Source organism: Methanoculleus sp. DTU007, assembly GCF_001512385.1.
GTDB lineage: Archaea > Halobacteriota > Methanomicrobia > Methanomicrobiales > Methanoculleaceae > Methanoculleus > Methanoculleus thermophilus.
The window spans coordinates 4695-23496 of the sequence record NZ_LFRO01000038.1 but is presented as its reverse complement, the minus strand read 5'-3'; the positions used below and the strand labels follow the sequence as shown (position 1 = coordinate 23496).

Genomic DNA, 18802 nt, shown 5'->3' with positions numbered 1-18802 from the left:
CGGGACGGCGAGCGGGATCGAGACCTCCAGAAGTCCGGCGCGGGAGTAGTTGATCACTTTTGAGGTTATGATACTCGAATTCGGTGTGAGGATCAAACCGCCGTCGAGACCCTTGGGGGTCGTCGTCGTGAGGGAGATATCCTGCACCTTGCCGGGCCCGGTCTCCGGCCTTCCGCTGACGCTCACCCATTCCTCGAGCTGGATGGGGCGGTTGATGGTTATCAGGACGCCTGCGATAACGTTCTGGATAATCTGGCGCGATGAGAAGGCTATGACGATACCGAGGATACCGAGCGAGGCGGCGAAGGCCGTTGGATCGAAGGCGAGGAAGTGCCGTGCGCTCGCGTAGATCCCTCCAAGGGTTATGCCGTACTGCAGGACGGCCGATGTCCACTTGGCCGTCCCACGGGATACCCGCCCGTCAAGGACCCGCCGAAGGAGCATGTAAGCGAGGTTGCCGAGGAAGAGAAACCCGATAAGCGTGAAGAGGAATGCGAGGAACGCATCGAGGGGAACTCCGCCGATGAGGAGCGAACCGCTCTCCTGTATGGGGGTGAGGTGAGAGATGGTAGAATTAATTCCTTCCGTCATGCCGCATCGACCTTCACCGGGATCTCCTCGGCCGAGAGACGCCTGAGAACTTCTCGCATGTACCGGGAGATGATATCGTCCTTCTGTGGGATCTTGCGGGTCCAGACCCGGATGACCAGTTTGATCCAGCCGTCGGTGACCGATGTGATATGGATGGCCGGTGCAAGATCTGCAACGTCGGTGCTGTCGGAGGAGACGCGCCAATTGTAGGGATGGTTCAAGAGATCCTGAATAATGGAGTGCTCGACCGCATTGGGGTGCTGAATGATACGCGGGTCGTCGCGCGCCACTGAAAGTGCGATCTCCTTTGCCCGGGTCAGGTCCGCCCAGCCGGGATGGTGATCGAGACCCGGATCTCCATCAACCCGCCCCGGGAGTAGTTGACAACCTTTGAGGCTATGATGCTTGAGTTCGGCATGAGGATGAGGGAGCCGTCGAGCCCCTGAAGGATCGTCGTCGTGAAGGAGAAGTCGCGCACCCTGCAAAGCCCTGTTGACGGCAGCTCCCCGACGACGATCCACTCCTCGAGCTGGACCGGGCGATTGATGGTGATAAGGATACCTGCAAGGATGTTCTGCGTGATCTGGGTCGATGATACGGCCACGACGATACTGATGATTCCAAGCGATGCGACGACGGCGTTCAGGTCGAAGGCAAGGAGATACCGGGCACTCGCATAACCCCCGCCGATGATGACGGCATACTGCAGGATAGCCGCCGTCCACTTGGCCGCCCTCGGTGAGACCCGTCCATCCAGTGCTCGTCTAAGAAGCATGTAGGCGAGGTTGCCAAGGATGAGGAGCACGATGAGGGTGAGGATGAACGCGAAGAACGCGCCAATGGATCCCCCACCGATGAGGGATGGCTCGCTCGATTGCATCTTAGGTGTAGTGGGTGTGAGAGAGAATTAACCCACTGTATCATCAGTCGCCGTCCTGACACCCGGGGACGGCTGCACGAGCCTGCAGTGCCGAATAGATGTCTGGCCCTAGGACCTCTTTTGCGCGCTCGCCGTAACGCTCTGCTATGACTGCAAGGAGCTTACGGGTCCCCGAGGCTGTGGTGGAGATTCCGACCCGTTCCACCCGGCGGATCAGCCCGTCGCGCTCCATATCGCCGAACCGGGGAAGGACATAGTAGTGGGGTATCCCGAGGTGCTCGGCGAGCTTTCGGGTCGTAGGGAACCGTATGGTAACTCCATCTGGTGAAAAACCGATCGTTATGCAGCGTTCCTCTTCAAGAAGGATTCTCGCGGCCGCGTCAAAGATGTCGTCGTGCTCGTGCGTGGTCATCCGATCGCAACAGTAGTTGCACCCGACGGGAAAAAAGAGAGTCGGTCTGGTTACGCCGCTTCGGCTGCCTTCATCTCGCCCCGCTCTTCCTCGGGCATCTCCTCGAGGTAGACAACCTCCGCCCCGACGTCTTTTGCAATCTGTTCGAGTTCAACTTTGCGGAAGTGGGTTCCCTCGACTTTCAGGTGTTTCTCATCGCCCTGCTCTTCGATAACGGCGACGACACGGAACCTGGGTTGCTTCACACCGGTGCCGACCTTCTGGCGCTCTCGTACGTAGATCTTCATACCGCATTCATCTCCTATCAGGTGGTATACCAGTTGGTATACCCCAAAGGGATATAACGTTTTCCCTCAAACTGAAAGTCAGTGGTTTTATGGCAGAACGGATTGAGATGAGATCGAGGTTCAAAGGTGAGAGCCTGGTCCGGCGAACCCTGCTCCGCGAGACCGAGGCGGGCGAGCAGATCAGGATCATGCCGGACTTAAACGTGGTCAAGATCGGCGGCCATGGCGTCATCGACTACGGACGGGCCGTGGTCTACCCGCTGGTAGAGGAGATCGGGGAACTCTCCCGGAACCATAAGATCCTGGTCGCCACCGGCGGCGGCGTCCGGGTCCGGCATATCCTCGACGTCGGGATCGACCTCGGGATGCCGACGGGGGTGCTTGCGGAACTCTCGGGTAAGATCAGTGAGCAGAACGCGATCATGCTCTCCATCCTCCTCTCGAAGTACAACGGAGTTCGGATCACTCCCGGCGATCTCTTAGATCTCCCCTCGATCATATCCCTTGGAATGCTCCCTGTCGTCCAGGGCACCCCACCCTACGGGCTGTATGAGCACCCGCCGAGACTCGGGAGCATCCCGCCGCACCGGACCGATACCGGCGCCTTCCTGATGGCGGAGGTCATCGGCGGAAAGAGTTGCATCCTCGGAAAGAACGTCGACGGTCTCTACACCGAAAATCCTTTTGAGAACCCCGACGCCGAGTTCATCCCGGAGATCACCGCCGACGAGCTCCTGGAGATGCACCTTGAGGATATGGTGCTCGAACCGATGGCGGTCGAGCTCCTCCGTGATGCCGTCCACGTGAGAGAGATCAAGATCGTGAATGCCCACGTGCCGGGGAATATCACGAAGGCCGTGAACGGGGAGCGGGTTGGGACCCTGATTCGGGCCTCGTAAACCTCTCTGTCAATCTTTTCCCATTAACTCGAAAGATGGCTTATTTAGCCTTGTAGGTCGATCAGTACAATATCCTATGACTATCTACCTTGGCATTGACGACACCGACACCCGCGAGTCCCGGGGAACCGGACGGCTCGCTCGCGCGATTGCAGCAGAACTCGCCAGGATGTATACGGTGACGGGGGTGACCCGGCACCAACTCTTTGTCCACCCCGCTGTCCCTTACACCTCGCATAACAGCTCAGCGGTCATCCACATCCATGAAGAGACAAACGGGGCCGTGGCCGAGATCTTTGAGACGGCAAAGGAACTGATGCTCGCCGACTTCATCGAGGGGAGCGATCCCGGGATCTGTGTCGCTGGCGACCGAAAGATCAACGGCGACATCACCCACTTCGGGCTCGCCGCAAAGACGAGTATCGTGACGCAGGATGAGGCGCGTTCCCTTGCCCGCGAGGCCGGAATCCTCCTTGAAGGGCTTGGAGGTACCGAGGACGGCGTCATCGGCGCGCTCGCTGGGGTGGGTCTCGCGGCATCGGGGAACGATGGCAGGTTTGTTCAGAAGGGAACGATCCGGGACCTACGCGGCAACCAGACGATTGCGGCGATCCTTAATTCCGGCGTCGACCGGGTCATGACCCGCGACGGCGCAGCGGTCGAGGAAGGTGTCGTCGCGCTCCGGAAGTTCCCAAAACCCGCCTGCGTCGGGGGAAAGGCGATCCTCTACGTCGAGGCTGACGGCGAGGGATATCGCGATATCGTGGTGGGATGAACCGCGGAGATCCCGGTTCTCTATAAATCTTTTTTGAGTTCGCCTTCGGCGGTCAATCCCTATCCTCCCATCGCACCCCTCGCAGTTGCTCGTTCTCTTTCCTGTCTTCGGGCTCCTAGTCTATTAATCAGCATCTTTACTGCGACTGCCGTTCCGCGCCCGGCGGCGGGGGGTCGGCGGAGCACCCTGTCCCGGGGGCCTTAATAATCAAATTTAGTTTCTTTTTTTCTGTGTTAATATGATTAACTTTATTAAGTTTCTATTAATTCAAAACAGTTCTATTTAAATGTAGATATCACGATATCTCTTTGAGAACTATGCAACAAAGAACCATTTTTGCAGTTACGGCCATATTGGTCGCATTTATGCTCATCTGCGGCTGTACTGGGACGACATCCGACCAGACTCCCGGAGAAAAGCAGCAGCTCCGTATCGCAACGACGACCAGTCTCTACGATACCAAACTCCTCGATCACCTCACCCCGATCTTTGAGGAGAAGTACAACGCCGAGCTGATCATTGTCTCTGGCGGAACCGGCAAGGCGATCGAGTATGGACAGCGGGGCGACGTTGACGTCCTGATGGTGCACGACCGTGCACGTGAAGATGCCTTCCTCGCCGACGGCTACGGTACCAACCGGCGCGTATTCGCCTACAACTACTTCATCATCATCGGACCCGAGTCCGACCCGGCCGGCATCAAGGGCATGGACCCCGAGCAGGCATTCACCACCATCCGTGAGAAGGGAATGGCTGGTGAGAATGTCGTCTTCGTCTCGCGCGGCGACGCCTCGGGAACGCACTCAAAGGAGCAGGCAATCTGGAAGGCAGCCGGATTCAACTACTCGACAGATATCCAGGGCTCCGGCAGCTGGTACCAGGAGGCCGGGACCGGCATGGGTGCGACCATTGCGATGGCGAATGAAAAGCAGGCCTATGCTCTCTCCGACATCGGGACATTCCTTGCCTACAAGGGCGATGTTGACCTCGTAGCGCTCGTCGACGAGGGCGATGCCCTGCTCAACGTCTACTGCGCAATGCAGATCAACCCCGAGAAGTACCCCGACACCAACACCGCCCTCGCGAAGGACTGGATCAACTTCCTGATCTCTGACGAGATCCAGCAGGAGATCGCCTCCTTCGGTGTCGAAGAGTATGGCCAGCCGCTCTTCTATGCCGCCCAGAACGACTGGGAGAAGATCGGCGTGCCGCAGGCTGAAGTGAAGGACCCGGTCCTCTGATCCAGCCAAAAAATCTACCCTTTTTGTCCAGGAACGGACCACAGTTAGGTGCCAAAGTATGTACGAGATCATCGAGGGATTTCTGGAGGCGCTCCGGCTCATCATAACGCTTGATCCTGATGTTATGGCAATCTCCTTGCGGAGCATCATTGTCTCATTCACAGCAACGATCTTTGCCTCACTGATCGCCGTTCCGCTCGGCGGCGTAATCTACTTTGGGTCGTTCCCGGGCAAGAAGAGTCTCATTAACCTGATTCAGACCCTCTACTCTCTGCCGACGGTCATCGTCGGGTTGCTCATCTTCCTGCTCCTCTCCCGCGTCGGGCCGTTTGGATTTCTGCGACTGCTCTTCACCCCGACCGCCATGATCATCGCACAGACGGTTCTTATCCTGCCGATCATGATCGGTCTTACGATATCCGCTCTCTCGGGGGTCGATCCGATCATCAGGGATACCCTCCGCTCGCTTGGAGCGACTCGTTTTCAGTTCCTCGCAAACACCATGAAGGAGGCCAAATTCGCGATCCTTGCGGCCGTTGCACTTGGATTCGGGCGGGCGATATCCGAGGTCGGAGCGGCGATCCTTGTCGGCGGCAACATCATGGCGTCGTCATTTTCGAGTTCGACCCGGGTGCTGACGACCGCGATATCTCTCGAGACCTCGATGGGGAACATCTCTCAGTCCATCGCACTCGGGATCGTCCTCCTCGCAATCGCTCTCGTCGTCAACTTCGTCATAACCACGGTCCAGCACAGGTGATCCCATGATTGAACTTGAAGGCGTCAGAAAATCGTTCGACGGCAAGGAGGTGCTTGCCGGCGTTTCCGCACGCATCGAGCGTGGGGAGATCTTTGCCGTCATCGGGCCAAGCGGGTCCGGAAAATCAACCCTGCTGCGCCTCATCGACCTCCTCGATACCCCGACAGGAGGCGCGATCCGGATCAACGGCGTCGATATCCATGCAAATCGTGAAGAGAGTCATAGAGTACAGCGGATGATGGGGATGGTCTTCCAGAAACCCGCCGTCTTCAACACGACCGTTGCGGAGAATATTGCAGTTGGACTCCGGTTTAGAGGGATCAAGGAGGCGGCGATCAAGGCGAAGGTCGAGGAGGCCCTTGCCGTGGTCGGCCTTGCCGGCTACGAAGAACGGCGGGCCAGAACCCTCTCGGGCGGGGAGATGCAGCGGGTGGCGCTTGCCCGGGCGATGGTGATCGAACCGGAGATCCTCCTGATGGATGAACCGACCGCAAACCTTGATCCCGTCTCGGTGGAGAAGATTGAGGAACTGGTGGTGCGGATCAACCGCGACCTCGGGACGACGATCGTCTTTTCGACCCACGATATGTACCAGGGCCAGCGGCTTGCCCACCTGATTGGCGTACTGATGAACGGGCGGTTTGCGCAGGTAGGGACTCCGCGGGAGGTCTTCACCCATCCGGCAAGTCGGGAGGTCGCCCGGTTCGTCGGGATCGAGAATATCATCGACGGCGTCGTCGTCGCCAGCAACGGCACCTGTGCCGTCGATGCTGGCGGCGTCAGGATTCGGACTCGCTCGCCGCTTACCCCGGAGGAACTGGTCAGTCTCTGCATCCGTTCGGAAGACCTGCGGGTCACCCCGGCAGGTGAGGCGACGACCGCGCCGGGAAAGAACACCCTTCCCGGCATCGTGACCTCGATCGTGCCTCGCGGCCCGTTCAGCAGGGTGACTGTCGACTGCGGGATAACCCTCTCGTCAATTCTTTCCTGGAAGGTGGTCGACAATCTCGGCATCCGCGAAGGGAGCCATGTTGCGGTCTCGTTTGCGGAAGAGTCGGTTCATGTTGTCAGGCGGGGATGAGGGATTCCCGCGTGTTGGACTCTCGCGTGACCCGTACTATTGCGGCTGCACGGGTCGAGACGATAGACCCCAACCATCTTTTCTCAAGTCTACCGGTCTTTTGCCGCGAGGTGCTCCCGTACCTCCACCAGGTACCGATCCAGCCGGCGCCGGAACTCCCGGGGATCGAGGCCCCGCGCCTCGTGGCCCGACAACTGCAGGATACGATCGGCCTGCGCGATCAGGATGTCGAGCGATGATGCTGCGTAGATGAGCGTCGTCTCCCCGAGCGCCTCTCGCCGGGTGGCGAGCAGTGTCGATAACGGCGTCACCTCGCCGCTCTGGAGGCAGCCCGGAACCAGCAGATTTGTCGCGGAACGGTCCTCGTCGAGGATGAGGATCGGCACCCCGGCCGAGAGCGCGGTCTGGATCTCGTGCGCCATCACAAGCGACCCGCTCCCCTGACCGGATGCCGCCCCGGGATGGCCGTCGATCCCGGGCGGGAGGCGGCCAAAGAAGAGGCTGACGTCCGCCCTATCAAGGTGGCGCTCGCCTGCCTCAGCCTGGGCGATCCCGCCCAGGCTGACGAGGAGTTCCCGCCCGTCCCCTGCGGCATGGTCGTCCTGTCCGGCGATGACCGCATGAAGGAAGGTGCTCTTTCCCTCGGCGTTCGAGCCCGCGACCGCAAAGACCTCCCGCCGCTGCAGCCCAAGACCGGTCACGACCCTGCCGCTCCCGGCGAGTTCCACCTCGACCGGATCGAGTTCCAACGGGCATCGGAAGGGGATGTGCGTCCCCTCTTTCGGGCCCGCGATCCGGTGGTGACACCGAAACTGAGTGAACTGGCGGGCCGGCCGCGTCCCGTCGCCGATGAATGCCACAAGCCCCATCTTCGGGAGAGCGCGTCGGAGCGCCTTCTGGTCGATGGAGAGTTCTCGGGCCGCGGCAAGGTCCCTCTCGGGCACCCGGCGCACGACACGATCGATCGCCTCGAGGAGTGATCCGAGCCGCTCGAGAACCTCTCTTACCGTGGCATGCGTGGGCGGGCCCGGGTACGGGAGGGCGCCCCTGACGACGAGATGAAGCCCGGAGCCGTCAATCCGATTCTCGTTGTCCGGACGCCAGAGGTTCGTTCCGAGGGCACTGTTTGACGCGATCAGCGTGACCGGCTCCACGTTCTGCAGGCAGTGGGCGGGGTGCTCCGTCCCGATCCCGGCTATCGGACCGAGGTCCCGCTCGGTGGGGACCGCCGCCTTGATTGCCTCGATAATCACCCCGACAGCCCCATCGCCACCCAGATCGAAAATCTGTACCGGGAGCAGCACCGGGATGCTGAACCGGAGCGCCGTTGTATCGAGCGACCGGACAAGGTACGTGTTGACGAGGTCACGCACTGCCTCCCGGTCGATGCGCACCCGGCCCCCGTCAAGATCCGCGATGATCCGGTGAACCTGCCCCTGCCAGGATTCCGCCGCCCCGCTCATCCTTTCTCATCAGGTAATGGTCTCCTGGATCCAAAGGTTTTCCGCACAACTGCCCGCCGCGCCCTTAAATAGAGATGCGGCCCACCATTCTATAATGGAACTGATAGTCCTTGCGAGCGGGAGCAAAGGAAACTGCACCTACCTGCGAGGGGAGCGAGGTGCGCTGCTCATCGACGCAGGGCTCTCAGCACGTGAGACCCTCCGGCGCCTTGCGGATGCCGGTGCCGATGCATCGCTCATTGAGGGCATCCTAGTCACCCACGAGCATATCGACCATGTTCGGGGCGTCGACGTCCTGGCAAGGAGGCTTGGCGTCCCGGTCTATGCGACCGGCGGCACGCTGGCCGCGCTTTCCGGGAAATGCAGGCAATCGATGGAACTGCGACGGTGCAGGTGCGGTGAGTCATTTGCTCTCGGCGACTTTTCTGTCGAGCCCTTTGCCGTCTCCCACGATGCTAACGAGCCCTGCGGGTTCTCGGTCACTGAGGGCGACCTCCGCATCGGGTGCTGCACCGATACCGGGACCATAACCCCGACGATCTTCGATAGCCTCGCCTCCTGCGATGCTATCCTTCTTGAGAGCAACCACTGTCCCAATATGCTTGAGAATGGTCCGTACCCCGCCTATTTGAAGAGCCGGATACGCTCAAAGCGCGGGCACCTCTCAAACCCCGACGCCGCTCGCTGCCTGCAGCGGCTTGCCGACCACATTCACATGGCCGTGCTCGCCCACTTAAGCGAGATCAACAACACGCAGGAGAAAGCGTTGGCGAGCGCCCTTGAAGGCCTCGGGTTCTACTCCGACCAGGTTGCCGTCACCGTGGCCTCCCAGAACCCGGATCCTCTGCACCCGGAGTTCTGCGGTCTCCAACTCTGATATCACGCCTTCCGGAGCGTGCAGACCATACCTATCACGCCACCCGTGACATCGGTGATCGGAGCAGCAGAGATGCGGACCCACTGGCTTAATCCCTCGTTTCCTACGAGCAGGGTTCCCTCAGTGCACTCTGCAGGTCTGCCCTGTCCGAGAACCTCCGATGAGAGAACTTCCCGAATGTTATCGCCAGAGAAGAGCGACCAGATCTCTCTCCCGGTCAATTCTTCACTCCCGTAGCCGATCAGATCCCCGGCGACCTCGTCAGCGATGACGACCACCCCGGATGCATCGGTGGTGATCCTTACCTCGGCATCATCAGCAATCAGGTTGATCGATGAATCGAGCCACTCTTCTGCGGCTCTTCGCTCGCTCATCTCAATAGAATGGAGGAGTTGCTTGAGTTGCTCATTTGTGCGTTCGAGTTCGGCAGTCCGTTCGGCGACGAGTTCCTCCAGGTGTTTGTGGTGGCTCTGGAGTACCTGCTCTGTCTGCTTTCGCTCCGTAATCTCCCGGATGATGGCCATCAAGTGTGTGTCATGAAGCGGCACGACACGGGCCTCATAGTATCGCACTTCCCCGTTCTCCGTATGGCAGAACTCCAGGGACGTGGCAGGGGCACCGGTCTGGGCGGCCTGCTGAACGGCGTCCAGGAGTGCGTCGCCAATCTCTGCCGGGAAAATGTCCTGTATGCGCCGTCCGAGCAGTGTTCTCGGTACAAGCGAGGTCTTTGCCAGTCTGCCGATCCTGGTGTCGATGATCGTGCCGTCGATGTTTAATCGGAGGAAGAGGTCGGGAAATGCCTCAACCACCGCCGTCAATTCCGACGTGATCTGCCGGAGGCGTTCTTCGATCCGGACTTGTTCGGTGACATCCCTGACAGTGAGCAGATTGCAGCCGCTACTGAGTGATGATCGCCTGATCTCGATATCGCGGACTTTTCCGTCCCCGCAGACCACGCTCGTCACGAGGCTGTTTCGGCTCCCCTGGAGCAGTTCCTCCCACATCTCCTGTACTCTCTGACGGTATGCCGGGTTTGGGTGGGCACGCTCAAGCCAGGCAGAGGTTGTCGGAAGATCTTCGAGAGTATATCCGGTAATCCTGGTAAACGCCGGATTGAGATACTGGCACCTGCCTTCAGCATCAACCATGACGAACCCATCGGGCGCTTCAAAAAGAATCGAGCGGTAAGTCTCTTCATTGAGGTGCGATTGGTCGTGGAATGTTTCCCGCTTGGCGCCTCGACTAGTATCATCCCCCGTCATCATAACTCCCTCTGGTAGCTCCTGGACTGCGGACTCTGCCTATAGAAATTTTTACCCGCAAGTTATTATAAATCCATCGTTCTTTACTTTCTACATATATTGCTGATAATCTTTTTTTGATTGATTTCGATCGGATTGCTGTAAATTTACCTCATTAATGATTTTTTTGCCTCTAGATAGGCACATGCAGTCTTGAACAGGGAGGAGGGGTGCGGCCTGGCTGCTCCAATGAGGAGTTCACAGTCGGTCTTCGCCGATCTTTAAGACACGCATACAATACCGGTCGACACTGGTGATGAAGGCCGATTTCGCCCGAATTTCCCGGCCTTCGCCCCCATCTATATAATCGCGGAGAATGTAGTCCAGCGCTGTAATGTAGTAGTCTCGCGCGGATGCGATCTTCTTTGCCTCCTCAAAACAGAGATAACTCGCGGCCTTATGGTTGCACATGATCTCGAGCACGGTATCCAGCAGCAGGAGCGGGCATTTTGGAAATCCCTTTATAATCGCCAGTTTCCGAAAGTTCGCGTAAGGTTCTGGTTGCGCCCCGAGGATCGCAAGTTTCAAACCAAAATAGAGAGTGTCGTGATCGTTGGGATACTGTTGCAGCATCTGTTTGACGATCGCGGCAGCCTCGCTTCCTTTGCGCAGTTCTATGCAGGTATCGAACGCCTCTGCGAGGAAGAATTTGTTGTCCGGGAACTGCTTTATGGCATGGCCGAGGAGTCGCTGGCGGTGCTCAAGGTCGTTCTCATGCTTTGTCTGCAGGATCCCGATGCGGTAAAGCCCCGATTCACTTGGGAACCAGGTGAGTGCCAGATCGAACATCGACCAGAAGATCTGGTTCAGCCGGGTTCCTTTGCGGTCAAACACCCCCAGACGGTTGAGCGGGGGTCGAGACCGGGCGAGATACAGCATCTCTTCACGGGCACGGATCTCCATATCACTGGATTGGGCACCCTGCTCCCCGTTGACTGCCCGGGATTGGATATGGTAACAATAGGCAATTGCGGCGTTGATCCGTCCGTCATAATTTCTATGACGCATCAGATAGTCGGTCGCCAGGTGATAGTTGCCTGCGTCGAGCAGCCTGAGGGCCACGATCACATCGAGGGTTGTGCGCTCTCTCTTTCGCCGCTTCCCCCTCATGGCGTGCCGCAGAATCTTCTCGAAGTATTCGGCTGTTGGGGCTTCGCGCGTAGCGTTAATGACCGTACCGGTGATCGCATCGATGAAATCATCGTAGGCCCTATCGTCCAGGTTAGGAAAGGTTTTATCAAGCGTGGCGGTAACATGCCCGAAGAAGACTGGGAGATTTGCCTCAACCCGGGCTATGTTTTTTTCGATATAACTATTCATAGTTGCCTGAAGTTGCTCGAGTCTTCTATTCCCGGGCACCTTGGACCGCCATATGCCTTCCATGTATTTTAGGAATGTTTAGCGAAAGATATCGTTTACTATATGTTCCTCTCCGGGTTCGTCCGGGATGCAGCCAAGTACGGTGTAAGAGATCCGCTCTCCTCCGTCCCCTCGCGGCACGCCAAAAGACAGAAGCATTGATTCACCCCGCCGGGAAATATTTCAGACGATATGGGTATGCAGTTTCTGGAGTTCGCTCAAATCTGCGAGCACCTTGAGGGTATCTCCGGGCGCCTGGAGATGATCGAGCAGGTCTCCGCCGTCCTGCCCCGTCTCGACGACGAGGAACTTCCGATCTTCGTCCGCTTCATCATGGGCAGGGTCTTTCCCGACTGGAGCACCAAAAACCTCGGCGTGGGTCCAAACCTCCTCTACGACGCCGTGGCCTACGTCGTCGGGACGAAGAGGGGCGTGGTCAGGGAGGCGATCAACGCGGTCGGGGATGTCGGTCTCGCGGTCGAGCAACTCCTGGAAAAGAAGGAGCAGACATCGTTTTTCATCCAGGAACTGGACCTCTCCGAGGTCTATCACGCTTTCGAGCGGATGGCCGCCGCAGAGGGGCAGCGGTCGCAGCGGGAGAAACTCCGCATCGTGCAGGGCCTCTTTGGGAACGTCCGACCGCTCGAGGGACGTTATCTCGCGCGGCTGATGCTCGAAGAGCTCCGGATCGGCATGGGCGAGGGGAACGTCCGCGACGCCGTCGCCCGGGCATTCAATGTCGACGTCCGCCTGGTCGAGCATGCCCACCAGGCGATGAACGACCTCGGTGCGGTCGCCCTCCTTGCCCGGCGGGACCCGGAGGCGCTCTCCCGCGTCACGATCGAGCCCTTCCACCCGGTGAAGATGATGCTTGCCCAGGCCGGGACGATCGCCGCTCAGATTGCCGATCACGGCGAGGTTGCGGTCGAGTACAAGTACGACGGGAGCCGGTTCCAGTTCCATAAGGTCGGCAATCTCTCCCGGATTTACTCACGGAAACTTGAGGATGTCACGGGCAGCCTCCCGGATATCGTAAAGATCCTCTCGGAGGCAACCGACCATGACGTCATCCTCGACGGGGAGGTGGTCGCCGTCCGGGACGGCAGGCCCATGCCGTTCCAGTACGTCATCAGGCGGTTCCGCCGTAAGCACGAGGTGAACTCGATGATGGAGAAGATCGAGCTCGTCCCGCGAGTCTTTGATATCCTCTACCTGGACGGCGAGACCCTGATGGATCGCCCCTTCGCCGAGCGGCGGAAGCTCCTTGAGGCGGTGCTCGCCGGATCATACGTTGCCCCGCAGTTCCGGGTGAGCGATCCCGCTGCGGCGGAGGCGGTCTACACCGAGGCGCTCGATCTCGGGCACGAGGGTGTGATGGTGAAGGTCCCGGACTCGCCCTACACCCCGGGCGTCCGCGGCCGCCTCTGGGTGAAGGTGAAGCCCGGTGTCGAGACCCTCGACCTCGTGGTCGTCGGGGCCGAGTGGGGCGAAGGCCGCCGGGCGGGGATGTTCGGCTCGTTCCTCCTCGCGGTTCAGGATCAGGGCCGGCTCCTCCCGGTGGGGAAGGTGGCGACCGGGATCACCGATGAGGTGCTTGCGGACCTCTATGCCCTCTTAAAGGACAAGGTCATCGCCCACTCGGGAAAAGAGGTGACGCTTGAGCCCGAGGTGGTCTTTGAGGTGGGCTACGCCGAGATTCAGACGAGCCCGAACTATGCAAGCGGCTACGCGCTCCGGTTCCCGCGGTTTGTCCAGGTCCGCGTGGACAAGAGCGTCGAGGAGGCTGAGAGCCTTGAATCTCTCGCCGAGCGCTATCGGCAGCAGAAGAATGGGCAGGGGTCGCTCTAGAAATCAAAGAGCGTCTTCTGCGTCATAATCTCCGGGATAAGTCTGCTGTGGGACCGCCAGTGGGAGAAGCCGATGATCCGCGAGGCAAGGTCGATTGCCTCCGAAAGACTCTCACACGGTGTCTTTTGGCCCCGCATGGCGTTCCGCGTCGCTTCCCGGACGACCCAGGTGCCGAGCGGCGCCCAGTACTCGCTCGTGACGTTTCTGAGCACAAGCACCCGTGCCGAGCGCTGCACGCTCTCCAGATACTCCGTGACCGCGAGGCGTGCCGAGTAGTAGGCCCCTGCGAGCGGGGAGTAGTCTGACTTGGTGAGATCTTCGCCGTCCCGGGCAATCGTCTCGCTCCCGCCGCCCCAGAGCGACTGTTTACCCCAGACCTCGATCATCTCGTACTTCCAGTCTCCGGGGACGAGGATGCAGACGATATGATTCCCGTAAAGTGAGGCGGAGAAGACCTCTATCCCGCCAAGCGGTGGGTAACGGGCGATCTTCTTCTTGAGCTGCTTTGAGACCGTGTCGTCGACCGCCGTGATCGCCCAGCGGGTAGGAACGACGCGTCGCTTCTTCTCACTCCCGAGGAGGCCGGCGGTGAGGAGCTGGGTGATCCGGTAGACGTCGGTCCCAGAGGTGTGGAGGATCTCACAGGCATCTGTCGCACCGAGATCGGTATCGGACGTCACCCGATCGACAGCCCGATCGACCCGGGCATTCCCGAGGATGTCCATCTTCTGGATGGCGCCGGTCAGCCCGACGGGTGCGATCGTCCCGTCGAACCGGAGGTCGAAGGAGACGGGTTTTGTGAACCGGACCTCCACGTCGAGGGGTTTGCTTGAAAGCGCAATCTCCTTCAGGTTCTCTGCAATCCTCATCGACTCATCCGCGCCGCGGATCGTGCGGGCCCGGAGCACCACGATATCCTCGATCCCGAGGCCCTTCGCCACCCATTCCGGCGGGTGGTCGGCGTCGTCGATCATCAGCGGCCCCCCTGCGACCTTCGGGTAGCCGTAACTCCCCACAAAGACCGACGGCGCCGCCCCCTCGTAGTGGTCGCTCTGCTTAACCGAGAGCCTGGCGTAGAACCTGCTCATGATCGGGCAGCGCTCAAGCCCGCAGAACCCTCTCCCCTTGCACTCGGCGCACTGCATCTCTATTCCTCCCGGAGGTCCAGAACGACCCGCACCCTCCCGGCGAGAGCGCGGAGCGTCTCTTCGACCCAATCCTCCCAGCAGGTTGCCTGGAGGCTGCGGGCAGCCGCAATCTCCCGGCCGATATCGTCATCGCGGCCAGAGACGACCTCGACCACCACCGATCCCTGGGCATACCCGGGCTCGATGATGGCGTCGGCGTCCCCGTCGACCACCCCGAAGATGGGGATGCCCGCGTGTGAGCAGATGTGGCCGCAGACTGCCGTGGTATCGTCGCCGATGGAGAGGACTCCGCAGACCTCTCCCTCAAGCTCGCGGTAGAGGGTATGGCCGCAGTGGTCGATGACCACGACTCGGCCGGAGCGGGGAGCGCGTTCGCCCGGACCGGGCGCCCTCCTTCGCACCGGCCCGCTCTTGCACCAGGCGGTCTGAAGGTCCGGTAGACCCGCCCGGAGGAGTTTCTCAAACCCGTGAGGCTTTGGGTCGAGGCCGGAGACGACCCGTATGGTGCCGTCTTCGCTTGCAAGGACGACGGTCTCTTCCGTTGCGGTCCCGATGACGATCCCGTTTACAAAGACCGCCTCTCCAGGTATACACCCGCGGATCTCCCGCACGCCCTCCCGCCGGGTCCGGGTGCTCGTTGCGTGGACGAGGGCGTAGCCCGTCCGCTCCGCGATTGCGGCCGCGAGCCTCTCATCGGCGTTGTCCCAGCAGTAGACTGTGCTGTCTGAGCACTCCACGTGGATGAGCCCCGCAAGACGTCCGGCGACGAGTTCGCCGAATATCCGCCCGGACTCCGGGGTCTTTCCCCGGTTGACCATGCACGCGGGCCCGGAGAGTGCGCCGAGGACCACGCTCGGGCGCTCGTCCGTACAGGTGGCCGGAAGCCCCGACTCCTCGGCAGCGGTCCGGGCCATAATCCCTGCGACGAGGACCTGCCGGGGGGAGAGGAGCCCGTTCAGCCGTTCGACGTCTCCGGCATCGAAGGCTTCGGGGCCGTGCACCACCATGACGAGGTCTGCCATTGAGGGATTCATGCCGTAAAATTGGATCTTGTGGACTATCAGGTTACCGTCCCGACGTGTTGCTCTGGATGGGGAGGTAAGGAATCAATGAACTTGCGAGTTTTGCGATATCCATCGATTGCAGGACGACTTTACCCGGCCCCGTCAGCGTCGTCAGGAAGAGTCCTTCACCGCCGAAGAGGACGGTCTTTACGCCGCCGGCGAGCTGGATGCTGTAGTCGACGGTGCTCTCGAACCCGACGACGAGCCCGGTCTCGACCCGGACGACCTCGCCAGGTGCAAGCGTCATCTCCATGATGTCGCCGCAGCAGTGGAGGAAGACCTTCCCGGAGCCGGAGAGCCGCTGGAGGATGAACCCCTCACCGCCGAAAGCCCCGGATCTGAGGCGTTTGGTGAAAGCGATATCGAGGTCGACGCCCTGTTCCGAGCAGAGGTATGCATCTTTCTGGGCGATGAACTCACCGCCGGAAAGATCGAGGTCGAATATCTTGCCCGGCACATTCCCGGCGAACGAGACGAACCCCTCCCCGCCCGTTGGAGTGAACTCGGTCATGAAGAGCCCCTCGCCGGTCATCATCCGTTTGAGCCCCTTAAAGAGTCCACCCTTCATGTTGGTGGTCATCTGCATGTTCCCGCTCATGTTGACCATGGCGCCGGCCTCGGCGCAGACGCTCTCGCCAGGAGCGAGGTGGATGGTCACCATCTGCAGGTTGTCTCCCGCTATAGTATACTGCATGGAGATGCGTTTTTTGCCGTCGAACAATAGGTTTTCGGTTATCTTACAGAGAATTCTCCCAGTTCTCGCGGTTGTGCCGGACGGACCGGCGGCAGGACGGTAGAGCGCCTCTCCTCTCTCCCCTCCCGAGACCAGCCGGGAACCGGCTGTCCGTTCCGCCCCCTGCCGCCTGCCGTAAGGTATATCTTTCCAGACTGGTATCTCCCCGTGTGGTTAGCGAGCGCGGAGTACAGATAACGGCGCCTTCGAAAGAGGTGTTTGCCGGGGGAGCGTACATAACAGACGAGACCATGCAGGCTGTTCTCGAGCGGCAGTGCCACCGGTGCGCCGGGTGCAACGCCCCGCTGGTGGCCGGGTCGACGCACTTCGACTTCCGCGAACCCGTGATCTGCGGCGGCGCCCTCACGCCGGGGAACTTCGAGGCCCTCTGTCCGTTCTGTCACCAGAACAGGATGCGTCGGATCCGGGAGCGGTTTGCCGGCCGCAGAAAATAAGTACCGATCGAGTTACTCACCCGGTCATGGTCTGTAGACGGAGTGTATCTGAGGTTGGTGTGTGGCGATCTACGACGATGAGCACGGCGGGTGATCTGGCGGCGAGGTTTGCGCTCCCGGCCTCGCCCCCGGGAGGGGAATGGCGGTCCTCTACGATGAGGATGCTCGACGCCGTCGTCACCCCCGGGACGGCGGCCAACCTCGCGGCCTCGGTTGCCGTGACGACACTCGTGCTTCCCCGGATTCCGAACCGGTTCATCGCGGCGGTCGCCGGGTTTGCCGCTTGCGCGGTCCTCCAGAGGGGCTCCTGCCCCGCGCCGGGACGAGGCACTGCCACGCGTTCCCGATGAGGTCCTCTCTCCCGGCCGCCTGGAGCCCTTCGCAGACGAGCCCGTAGTTCTTCGGGTCCCGATAGTGCATGAGCGCCCTCTGGATTCTCTTCTCCCGGCCTTTCGGGACATGGACCTCCTCGAGGGTGAAGGGGTTTAGCCCGGTGTGGTAGATCGTCGTCGAGATGCTCATCGGCGTTGGCGTGAAGTCCTGGACCTGCTCGGTGTAGAGGCCCGTATCCCGGACGTACTCGGCAAGTTCGACCATATCTTCGATCCGGCACCCCGGGTGCCCGGACATGAAGTAGGGAACGAGGTACTGCCGCTTCTTCTTCCCCTCCTGGAGGGCCTCGAACCGCTTCCTGAAAGCATCGAAGACTTCGCGGGAGGGTTTCCCCATGCAGGCACAGACCCGGTCCGAGATATGTTCTGGGGCGACCTTGAGATGCCCGGAGACGTGGTGCTTGCAGACCTCTGCGAGATACTCTTCATCCTCCGGCCCGATAAGGTCGTAACGGATACCGGAGGCGATGAAGACCTGCTTCACCCCCGGTATCTCCCGGAGCCGCCGGAGCAGGCGGAGTTGCTCTTCGTGGCTGCGGTCGAGCACGGTACAGTCGATGCAACGGCGATCCGGGCAGGTCCCGGCGGACTCCCACCGGCCGCAGTGGATCCCGTACATATTGGCCGTAGGCCCGCCGACGTCCTGGATGATGCCGGTGAACTCCGGCATCTTTGCGATCCGCTCCACCTCGCGGACGATCGAGTCCACGCTCCGGCTCTGGATGATCCGGCCCTGGTGATGGGTGAGGGCGCAGAAGGAGCAGGCGCCAAAGCATCCCCGGTGACTGACAATCGAGAACCTGACGGGCTCAAGGGCGGGGATGGGTTCGGTGTAGGAGGGGTGGGCTCTCCGGGTGTAGGGGAGTTCGTAGACCCTGTCGAGTTCATCGGACGAGAGCGGCATCGCCGGCGGGTTCTGGATGACGACGGTCTTCGGGTGCGGCTGGGCCACCGGCCGGCCCCGGAAGGGATCCTGCTCGTTGTAGTGGAGCGCGAACGCTCTCGCGTAGGCATACCTGTCCTCTTTCACCTCGGGATAACCCGGAAGGACGACGTAGCCGGACTGGTCCATCTCCCGCCAGGCCTTCTTCTCTATCCGGTAAGCGGTGCCGGGGATGTCGGTGAGGTCTCTTGCCCTCTCTCCGGCCGCGAGCCGGTCGGCGATCGCGACCACCTGGCGCTCGCCCATCCCGAAGACGAGGAGGTCGGCCGGCGCGTCGGCGAGGATGGACTGCC

At 60.6% G+C, this 18802-nt stretch carries 21 protein-coding genes; 8 read left to right on the top strand and 13 right to left on the bottom strand.

What is annotated here, in order from left to right:
• The 5 genes from ACI94_RS04310 to ACI94_RS04290 all read right to left on the bottom strand — a co-directional run.
• Nucleotides 1-591, bottom strand: a 591-nt coding sequence (locus ACI94_RS04310) for a mechanosensitive ion channel family protein (protein ID WP_286681145.1), incomplete at its 3' end; no start/stop codon positions are given.
• Nucleotides 588-881 (bottom strand): hypothetical protein, encoded by a 294-nt coding sequence (locus ACI94_RS04305; protein WP_286681144.1) that lies wholly within the window; start codon nt 879-881, stop codon nt 588-590. The genes ACI94_RS04310 and ACI94_RS04305, both read right to left, overlap by 4 nt.
• A 26-nt stretch (nt 882-907) precedes the next feature.
• Nucleotides 908-1471: a mechanosensitive ion channel domain-containing protein gene (locus ACI94_RS04300; RefSeq protein ID WP_286681143.1), complete on the bottom strand. Its 564-nt coding sequence runs from the start codon at nt 1469-1471 to the stop codon at nt 908-910.
• A 43-nt stretch (nt 1472-1514) separates the two neighbouring features.
• Nucleotides 1515-1883 carry a hypothetical protein gene (locus tag ACI94_RS04295; protein WP_066956752.1) on the bottom strand — a complete coding sequence of 123 codons (369 nt, stop codon included), beginning with the start codon at nt 1881-1883 and terminating at the stop codon, nt 1515-1517.
• Between the two features lie 50 nt (nt 1884-1933).
• Complete coding sequence (locus tag ACI94_RS04290) at nt 1934-2170, bottom strand: hypothetical protein (RefSeq protein WP_066956755.1); 237 nt, start codon at nt 2168-2170, stop codon at nt 1934-1936.
• Between the two features lie 89 nt (nt 2171-2259).
• On the opposite strand from ACI94_RS04290, the gene ACI94_RS04285 reads away from it, so the two are divergent.
• The 5 genes from ACI94_RS04285 (at nt 2260) to ACI94_RS04265 (ending at nt 6926) form a co-directional block, all read left to right on the top strand.
• On the top strand, nt 2260-3069 hold the full coding sequence (locus ACI94_RS04285; protein ID WP_066956758.1) for a uridylate kinase: 810 nt from the start codon (nt 2260-2262) through the stop codon (nt 3067-3069).
• 76 nt (nt 3070-3145) lie between these two features.
• Nucleotides 3146-3844, top strand: coding sequence for an ABC transporter substrate-binding protein (locus ACI94_RS04280; protein ID WP_066956761.1), 699 nt, complete (start codon nt 3146-3148; stop codon nt 3842-3844).
• A gap of 365 nt (nt 3845-4209) precedes the next feature.
• Nucleotides 4210-5085, top strand: a complete 876-nt coding sequence (locus tag ACI94_RS04275; protein ID WP_224732733.1) for a substrate-binding domain-containing protein — start codon at nt 4210-4212, stop codon at nt 5083-5085.
• Nucleotides 5086-5143: 58 nt separating this feature from the next.
• On the top strand, nt 5144-5845 hold the full coding sequence (locus tag ACI94_RS04270; protein WP_066956767.1) for an ABC transporter permease: 702 nt from the start codon (nt 5144-5146) through the stop codon (nt 5843-5845).
• Nucleotides 5846-5849: 4 nt separating this feature from the next.
• Entirely contained in the window at nt 5850-6926 is a 1077-nt protein-coding gene (locus tag ACI94_RS04265; protein WP_066956770.1) for an ABC transporter ATP-binding protein, read from the top strand.
• An 89-nt stretch (nt 6927-7015) separates the two neighbouring features.
• Here the strand turns inward: ACI94_RS04265 and ACI94_RS04260 are convergent, their stop codons facing one another.
• Complete coding sequence (locus tag ACI94_RS04260) at nt 7016-8389, bottom strand: P-loop domain-containing protein (protein WP_286681142.1); 1374 nt, start codon at nt 8387-8389, stop codon at nt 7016-7018.
• 94 nt (nt 8390-8483) lie between these two features.
• On the opposite strand from ACI94_RS04260, the gene ACI94_RS04255 reads away from it, so the two are divergent.
• Complete coding sequence (locus tag ACI94_RS04255) at nt 8484-9266, top strand: MBL fold metallo-hydrolase (protein WP_066956776.1); 783 nt, start codon at nt 8484-8486, stop codon at nt 9264-9266.
• A gap of 2 nt (nt 9267-9268) precedes the next feature.
• On the opposite strand, the gene ACI94_RS04250 is transcribed toward ACI94_RS04255, so the two are convergent.
• Both ACI94_RS04250 and ACI94_RS04245 read right to left on the bottom strand, forming a co-directional pair.
• Nucleotides 9269-10528 carry a PAS domain S-box protein gene (locus tag ACI94_RS04250; protein ID WP_286681141.1) on the bottom strand — a complete coding sequence of 420 codons (1260 nt, stop codon included), beginning with the start codon at nt 10526-10528 and terminating at the stop codon, nt 9269-9271.
• A 237-nt stretch (nt 10529-10765) separates the two neighbouring features.
• Nucleotides 10766-11950, bottom strand: coding sequence for a hypothetical protein (locus tag ACI94_RS04245; RefSeq protein WP_286681140.1), 1185 nt, complete (start codon nt 11948-11950; stop codon nt 10766-10768).
• A gap of 174 nt (nt 11951-12124) precedes the next feature.
• Here ACI94_RS04245 and ACI94_RS04240 point away from each other — a divergent pair, with 174 nt between their 5' ends.
• On the top strand, nt 12125-13774 hold the full coding sequence (locus tag ACI94_RS04240; RefSeq protein WP_066957012.1) for an ATP-dependent DNA ligase: 1650 nt from the start codon (nt 12125-12127) through the stop codon (nt 13772-13774).
• On the opposite strand, the gene ACI94_RS04235 is transcribed toward ACI94_RS04240, so the two are convergent.
• The 3 genes from ACI94_RS04235 to ACI94_RS04225 are packed head-to-tail and all read right to left on the bottom strand — an operon-like array spanning nt 13771 to nt 16680.
• A complete protein-coding gene (locus ACI94_RS04235) occupies nt 13771-14919 on the bottom strand; it encodes an Nre family DNA repair protein (RefSeq protein ID WP_066956782.1) in 1149 nt (382 codons plus the stop codon). The two genes, ACI94_RS04240 and ACI94_RS04235, sit on opposite strands and share 4 nt — an antisense overlap.
• 2 nt (nt 14920-14921) lie before the next feature.
• Entirely contained in the window at nt 14922-15956 is a 1035-nt protein-coding gene (locus tag ACI94_RS04230) for a DUF2117 domain-containing protein (RefSeq protein WP_286681139.1), read from the bottom strand.
• A 31-nt stretch (nt 15957-15987) separates the two neighbouring features.
• Entirely contained in the window at nt 15988-16680 is a 693-nt protein-coding gene (locus ACI94_RS04225) for a TIGR00266 family protein (RefSeq protein ID WP_066957015.1), read from the bottom strand.
• A 209-nt stretch (nt 16681-16889) separates the two neighbouring features.
• On the opposite strand from ACI94_RS04225, the gene ACI94_RS04220 reads away from it, so the two are divergent.
• Nucleotides 16890-17174: an HNH endonuclease gene (locus ACI94_RS04220; RefSeq protein ID WP_066956787.1), complete on the top strand. Its 285-nt coding sequence runs from the start codon at nt 16890-16892 to the stop codon at nt 17172-17174.
• Nucleotides 17175-17190: 16 nt separating this feature from the next.
• Here the strand turns inward: ACI94_RS04220 and ACI94_RS04215 are convergent, their stop codons facing one another.
• Both ACI94_RS04215 and ACI94_RS04210 read right to left on the bottom strand, forming a co-directional pair.
• A complete protein-coding gene (locus tag ACI94_RS04215; protein ID WP_066956790.1) occupies nt 17191-17433 on the bottom strand; it encodes a hypothetical protein in 243 nt (80 codons plus the stop codon).
• Nucleotides 17430-18802, bottom strand: a 1373-nt coding sequence (locus tag ACI94_RS04210) for a YgiQ family radical SAM protein (RefSeq protein WP_286681138.1), incomplete at its 5' end; no start/stop codon positions are given. The genes ACI94_RS04215 and ACI94_RS04210, both read right to left, overlap by 4 nt.